Raw genomic sequence first — 6,931 nt, 5'->3', positions numbered from 1 at the left:
ACGCGGGTTGGAATCCCGCAGCGAGGGAACCGCCTAAGCGGCGGCACTTCGCGACGAACACGATGGCTGCTGAAACATGTCCATTCCAACTCTGCGCAGCCTCGATCTTCCCGCAGCAAAAAACGCAGGATTCCAAAGGGTTTCGTTTAAAACCCTTTGGGCCAGTGTGGGCGGCGAGCCCACGGTTTTGACCTTGACCTTAAAGTTCACCGTTCTGGCCACCCGCCCCTAACTTCATACTTATATGCGGGATCCCGTCTTCATCATAAATATCCGTATAAGCCACAAACCCGAAACTGCCGTAGAATTTCTGCAAGTGTGCCTGAGCGGAGAGGATAACGTCGGCGTCGGGCCAGTGCTTCTTACAGGATTGCAGCGCCCTTTCCATTAGCTGATAACCGAGCTTCAGGCCTCGGGCGGCGGGGGCGATGATCACGCGGCCGATGGCTACTTCTCCGTCCAAATCGAGGATTCGCAGGTAAGCCACTGGCAGGCCATGTTGCCAGCCGATGATGTGGCGGTTTTCGCCGACTAAATCACGGCCATCAATATCCTGATAGGGGCAATTTTGCTCGACCACAAACACTTCGCTGCGCAGGGCCAGAATGGCGTAAAGCTGGGCGACATTGAGTTTACTGTGGTGTATATCCTGCCAAAGAATGTCCTTGTTTGAATCAGTCATAAAGTTCTCGCTCCTGCCAAGCTGTGCCGTAGCCAAAAAAAAGAGATAACCCGAAGGTTATCTCTTTTATCATTTCCAGACGATAAAGACATTCTAGCTATTTATCAGAGTGATGGTTTAGCCGCTTCTTTTCTGACCGGTGCGCCGTTGGCCTGATAATAATCCGCCGTGCTTTTCGGCAAGGCTTCGCGCCCACGGATCTTATCGGCGATTTTCTCGGCGATCATGATGGTGGTCGCGTTCAGGTTACCGGTGATGATTTGCGGCATTATTGACGCATCCACCACGCGCAGACCTTGCATACCGTGTACGCGGCCCTGCCCGTCGACTACGGCCATCTCGTCGCTACCCATTTTGCATGAGCAAGACGGGTGGAACGCCGTCTCGGCATGTTCACGGATAAAGGCGTCGAGCTGCTCGTCGGTCTGGACATCTACGCCGGGGCTGATTTCACGGCCACGGTACGGGTCCAGCGCTGGCTGGGCCATAATCTCACGGGTGATACGAATCGCATCGCGGAACTCGTGCCAGTCCTGTTCGCTCGACATGTAGTTGAACAAGATGCTCGGGTGCTGGCGCGGGTCTTTTGACTTCACCTGCACACGACCGCGGCTTGGCGAACGCATAGAACCGACGTGAGCCTGGAAACCGTGCTCATTCACCGCGTTACTGCCGTTGTAGTTAATGGCCACCGGCAGGAAGTGGTACTGAATGTTCGGCCACTCAAACTCTTCGCGGCTGCGGATAAAACCACCGGCCTCGAACTGGTTGCTGGCACCTACGCCAGTGCCGTTGAACAGCCACTCGGCACCGATTTTCGGCTGGTTGAACCATTGCAGCGCCGGATAGAGCGACACAGGCTGAGTACAGCTGTACTGCAAGTACATTTCCAGATGGTCCTGCAAGTTCTCGCCAACGCCCGGCAAGTCATGCACCACGGGAATATCCAAGCTGTTTAGCAGTTCGGACGGGCCGACGCCTGAGCGTTGCAGAATCTGTGGAGAAGCAATCGCCCCGCCGCACAGCAGCACTTCGCGTTTCGCTTTCGCCGTTTTCGCGTTGTACTCGTCGCCTTTGAAGTAACTGACGCCAACCGCGCGCTTGCCTTCAAACAGAATTTTGTCAGTCATCGCATGAGTGACAATGGTCAGGTTGGCACGAGGCTTGGCCTGATCCAAGTAACCCCGCGCGGTACTGGCGCGGCGGCCTTTTGGTGTCACGGTACGGTCCATCGGGCCGAAGCCTTCCTGTTGGTGACCGTTCAAGTCGTCAGTGCGCGGATAACCGGCCTGCACGCCTGCTTCAATCATGGCGTGGAACAGCGGGTTATTGCCATTCTTCGGCGTCGCAACGCTCACCGGACCATCGCCGCCGTGGAAATCGTTCGGCCCGATGTCACGAGTTTCTGCTTTGCGGAAATACGGCAAGCAGTCGAGGTAGCTCCAGTCTTCCAGACCCGGTGCTTTCGCCCAGTTGTCGAAGTCCATCGCGTTACCACGGATGTAACACATACCGTTAATCAGCGACGAGCCGCCCAGCCCTTTACCACGACCACACTCCATGCGGCGGTTGTTCATAAATGGCTCTGGGTCAGTTTCATAAGCCCAGTTGTAGCGCTTGCCCTGAAGAGGGAAAGCCAGCGCCGCAGGCATCTGCGTGCGGAAATCTAAACGGTAATCCGGGCCACCCGCTTCCAGCAGCAGGACGTTGACATTGCTGTCTTCGGTTAAACGGGTCGCTAATACGTTGCCGGCTGAACCGGCACCAATGATGATGTAATCGTAATCCATTCAATTCTCCTATGCGGTGGCGGATTAAAAGACCGAACTGTATTCGCCCAGCTCAACCTGCACGGATTTAATCTGAGTATAATGCTCGAGGGTGCTCACGCCGTTCTCGCGGCCTACGCCAGAGTGCTTGTAGCCCCCAACTGGCATGGCGGCGTCAGACTCGCCCCAGGTGTTGATCCAGCAAATACCGGCTTCCAACTGGTGGATAACGCGGTGTGCGGTGTTCAAGTCCTGAGTCACCAAGCCCGCTGCCAGACCGTATTCGGTGTCGTTGGCGCGGCGCACCACTTCTTCTTCGCTCTCGTAAGACAGGATGCTCATGACCGGCCCGAAGATCTCTTCGCGGACGATTTTCATGTCGTCTTTACAGTCGGTGAACACCGTCGGTGCGACATAGGCGCCCTTGGCGTAATCGCCGATGATGATGCGCTCGCCACCGGCTAGCAGGCGTGCGCCTTCGCTTTTGCCGCTTTCAATGTAACGCAGCACGGATTCCATGTGCGCGAAGCTGACCAGTGGGCCGAAGTTGACGTTTTCGTCAGTCGGGTCACCGAGACGGATGCGCTGAACGCGCTCCAGAATTTTGGCTTCAAACTCTGCTTTACGGGCTGCTGGCACAAATACGCGGGTGCCGTTGGTGCAAACCTGACCGGAGCTGTAGAAGTTCGCCATCATGGCGATATCTGCGGCTTTATCGAGATCGGCGTCTGGGAAGATGATCAGCGGAGATTTACCGCCCAGCTCCATAGTGACCTCTTTCAGCGTGGAGGCCGATGCGCTAGCCATCACTTTCTTGCCGGTTGCTACGCCGCCGGTGAAGGAGACTTTAGCGATGTGCGGATGGTCGGTCAGGGCTTGGCCGACGCTCGCGCCGCTGCCGGTTACCACGTTAAACACGCCATTCGGCACGCCAGCTTCGGTGAAGATCTCAGCCAGTTTCAGCGCGGTCAGCGAAGTCACTTCGCTCGGTTTGAAAATCATCGCGTTCCCTGCAGCCAGCGCAGGAGCGGACTTCCACAGCGCGATCTGAATCGGATAGTTCCACGCGCCAATACCTGCCACTACGCCCAGCGGCTCGCGGCGGGTGTAGACGAAGGAAGAGTCGCGCAGTGGGATCTGCTGGCCTTCGAGCGCAGGGATAAGCCCGGCGTAGTACTCCAGCACGTCAGCGCCGGTGACGATATCCACGGCGGTGGTTTCAGACAGCGGCTTACCGGTGTCTGCGGTTTCGATAGCTGCCAGCTCGTCGTTACGGTCGCGCAGAATATCTACTGCGCGGCGTAAAATGCGCGAACGCTGCATCGCGGTCATTGCCGCCCACTCTTTCTGGCCTTTAATCGCCGCGTTAACCGCCAGATCAACGTCTTCGGCGGTGGCGTTTGGCAAGGTGGCAATGACTTCGCCATTGGCCGGGTTGATGGCGTCAAACGTCTCGTTGCCGGTGCTTTCCTGATAGCGTCCATCGATATACAGTTTTTGTGTGCCGTAGCGGGACATAATTAACTTCTCCTCGGTCAGTGCGGTCTGAATTAGGCGTTCGGCGCGGCGGCCGAAATTTGTGACTCAATGAAGCGATAGGTTATCTGTAAAGCTTCTTCGCGGTTAAACGGCTTGCCGCTCAGGGCGGACCGCAACCACAGGCCGTCGATCAATCCGGCCATACCTTTTGCGGCAACGCGCGCCGCGTCTTTCGGTAGAAATCGCCTAAACTCAGAACATAAATTTGAATAGAGTCGGCGACTGTTCACTTGCTGTAAACGGTGCAACTGCGGGTGATGCATGCTGCTGGCCCAAAAAGCCAGCCAGGTCTTCATTGCCGCGCCATTAGTCTGGCTATCGTCGAAGTTGGCCTGAGCAATCGCGTGCAAACGTGCTGTTGGTGCATCGTCATCCAGCTGCGCCAGTCGCGCCTGCACCCCTTCCCCCAAGTGACTGAGCAAATAACGCATGGTGGCTTCCAACAAACCATTCTTGTCACGGAAATAGTGACTGATGATGCCGTTGGACACTCCAGCGCGGCGGGCAATTTGCGAAATCGATGCTTCATGCATCCCGACTTCGTTCACTGCTGCCAGCGTTGCCTCAATCAATTGCTGCCGTCTAATTGGCTGCATTCCTACTTTGGGCATGGGTACAACTCCTGAAAAATCGGTCTTCCGAAATCTATTTTTTAACCATGATTTCGGACGTTCTTAACCTTGTTGCTGACTCTATTTAACTTTTTTTTGATTGAACGTTCAATCAAAAATGCATATATTTTATTACCAATACGTTAGTAATTTGTATGAGAAATGCATTATAAATGGATGAAGTAACCTGCTAACTATCTGAAAATAAGTTAATTAATAACCTAACAGGGGAAACGATGGCTGCTGTCGATACGACGGATAAACTGTCCGAGAAACCACGGGATAAATTGAACGGCGTGGTGTTTTTCACGTCCGCCGGTTTAATTTTAGCCTTCACGCTGATGTCTATTTTTTACACCGAACTGTCGGGAAAATGGCTCAGTAGTGCATTGAATTGGGTATCAGCAACTTTCGGCTGGTATTACATGTTGGCTGCTACGCTGTACATCGTGTTTGTAGTGTTCATTGCCTGTTCGCGCTTCGGCTCGATCAAACTCGGCCCTGAACAATCCAAACCCGAATTCAGCATGATGAGTTGGGCTGCGATGTTGTTCGCCGCCGGGATAGGCATCGACCTGATGTTCTTCTCCGTGGCCGAGCCGGTAACGCAATATATGTTGCCGCCGGAAGGTCAGGGTCAGACGCTGGAAGCTGCGCGTCAGGCGATGACCTGGACGCTGTTCCACTACGGCCTGACCGGCTGGTCAATGTACGCGCTGATGGGTATCGCGCTGGCTTACTTTAGCTATCGCTACAACCTGCCGCTGACCATTCGTTCGGCTCTATACCCCATCTTCGGCAAGCGCATTAATGGCCCGATTGGCCACAGCGTGGATATCGCGGCGGTGGTCGGCACCATCTTTGGTATCGCCACCACGCTGGGTATCGGCGTGGTGCAGCTGAACTACGGCCTCAACGTCCTGTTCAAAATACCGGAAAACCTCACGGTGCAGGCATCGCTTATCCTGCTGTCGGTGATTATGGCAACAGTGTCGGTGACCTCTGGCGTTAACAAAGGTATCCGTATTCTGTCCGAGCTGAACGTGCTGCTGGCGCTGGGCCTGATCCTGTTCCTGCTTTTCTTCGGTAATACCGAGTTCTTGCTGAACGCGCTGGTGCTCAACATTGGCGATTACATCAACCGCTTTATGGGCATGACCCTCAACACCTTTGCCTTTGACCGCCCTACCCAGTGGATGAATAGCTGGACGCTGTTCTTCTGGGCGTGGTGGGTTGCCTGGTCGCCGTTTGTTGGTCTGTTCTTGGCGCGTATCTCACGTGGCCGTACCATCCGTGAGTTCGTGCTGGGTACCTTGATCATTCCATTTGTGTTTACCCTGCTGTGGTTGTCGATTTTCGGTAACAGCGCGCTGTACCAGATCATTCACGGTAATCTAAGCTTCGCCAACGAAGTGATCGCCCACCCTGAGCGCGGCGTTTACAGCCTACTGGCGCAGTATCCGGGCTTTACCCTGAGTGCTTCCGTCGCCACCATCACTGGCCTGCTGTTCTACGTGACGTCGGCGGATTCCGGCTCACTGGTGCTGGGTAACTTCACCTCGAAACTGGCGGACATCAATAACGATGCTCCGAACTGGTTACGCATTTTCTGGTCAGTCACCATCGGCGTGTTAACGCTGGGTATGCTGATGACCGACGGCGTCTCTGCGCTGCAAAACGCCACGGTTATCATGGGCTTGCCGTTTAGCTTCGTTATCTTCTTCATCATGGCCGGTTTGTATAAATCGCTGCGGCTAGAAGATTATCGCCGTGCCAGTACCCAGCAGTCTCTGGCCCCGATTGCGGTCAGCGGCGGCGACGCGGTGCTTAACTGGAAACAGCGTTTATCCCGCGTGATGAACTATCCGGGTACCACCCATACGCAGAAAATGATGGATACCGTGTGCCGCCCGGCGATGTTGGACGTGGCGCAAGAGCTGGAGCTGCGCGGTGCCAAGGTCGAGTTCAGTGAGCACGAGCCGGAGGAGGATGAGAAAATCAACCACCTCGAGCTTATCGTGGCGCTGGGCGAGGAGCAGAACTTTGTCTACCAGATCTGGCCTGTGCGCTACGCCGTTCCTGCGTTTACCTATCGCGCTCGTGCCGGTAAATCGCACTACTACCGTCTTGAAACCTTCTTGTTAGAAGGTACGCAGGGCAATGACCTGATGGACTTCACCAAGCATCAGGTGATCAATGACATTCTCGACCAGTACGAACGTCATCTGAACTTCCTGCACATCAACCGTGAAGCGCCGGGTAACACCCTGACCTTCCCTGAGCAGACGATATAATCCTCAACCGCTCAGTTAGCACGATAAAAAACCCGC

5 protein-coding genes are annotated in these 6,931 nt (G+C 55.0%); 1 reads left to right on the top strand and 4 read right to left on the bottom strand.

Annotated elements, in window-relative coordinates; all coding sequences use genetic code 11:
* Nucleotides 1-199 precede the first annotated feature (199 nt).
* The 4 genes from GEAM_RS04735 to betI form a co-directional block, all read right to left on the bottom strand.
* Entirely contained in the window at nt 200-682 is a 483-nt protein-coding gene (locus tag GEAM_RS04735; RefSeq protein WP_034788923.1) for a GNAT family N-acetyltransferase, read from the bottom strand.
* A gap of 104 nt (nt 683-786) precedes the next feature.
* A complete protein-coding gene (gene betA / locus GEAM_RS04730) occupies nt 787-2,472 on the bottom strand; it encodes a choline dehydrogenase (protein ID WP_034788921.1) in 1,686 nt (561 codons plus the stop codon).
* 24 nt (nt 2,473-2,496) lie between these two features.
* Nucleotides 2,497-3,969 carry a betaine-aldehyde dehydrogenase gene (betB, locus tag GEAM_RS04725; RefSeq protein WP_034788918.1) on the bottom strand — a complete coding sequence of 491 codons (1,473 nt, stop codon included), beginning with the start codon at nt 3,967-3,969 and terminating at the stop codon, nt 2,497-2,499.
* A gap of 32 nt (nt 3,970-4,001) precedes the next feature.
* Entirely contained in the window at nt 4,002-4,601 is a 600-nt protein-coding gene (betI, locus tag GEAM_RS04720) for a transcriptional regulator BetI (protein ID WP_034788916.1), read from the bottom strand.
* A gap of 236 nt (nt 4,602-4,837) precedes the next feature.
* On the opposite strand from betI, the gene GEAM_RS04715 reads away from it, so the two are divergent.
* Entirely contained in the window at nt 4,838-6,895 is a 2,058-nt protein-coding gene (locus GEAM_RS04715; RefSeq protein WP_034788913.1) for a choline transporter, read from the top strand.
* Nucleotides 6,896-6,931 lie beyond the last annotated feature (36 nt).

This window comes from Ewingella americana ATCC 33852, assembly GCF_000735345.1.
GTDB classification, from domain to species: domain Bacteria; phylum Pseudomonadota; class Gammaproteobacteria; order Enterobacterales; family Enterobacteriaceae; genus Ewingella; species Ewingella americana.
Note: the sequence above shows the minus strand (reverse complement) of the source record. Positions and strands in the feature narration are given on the sequence as shown.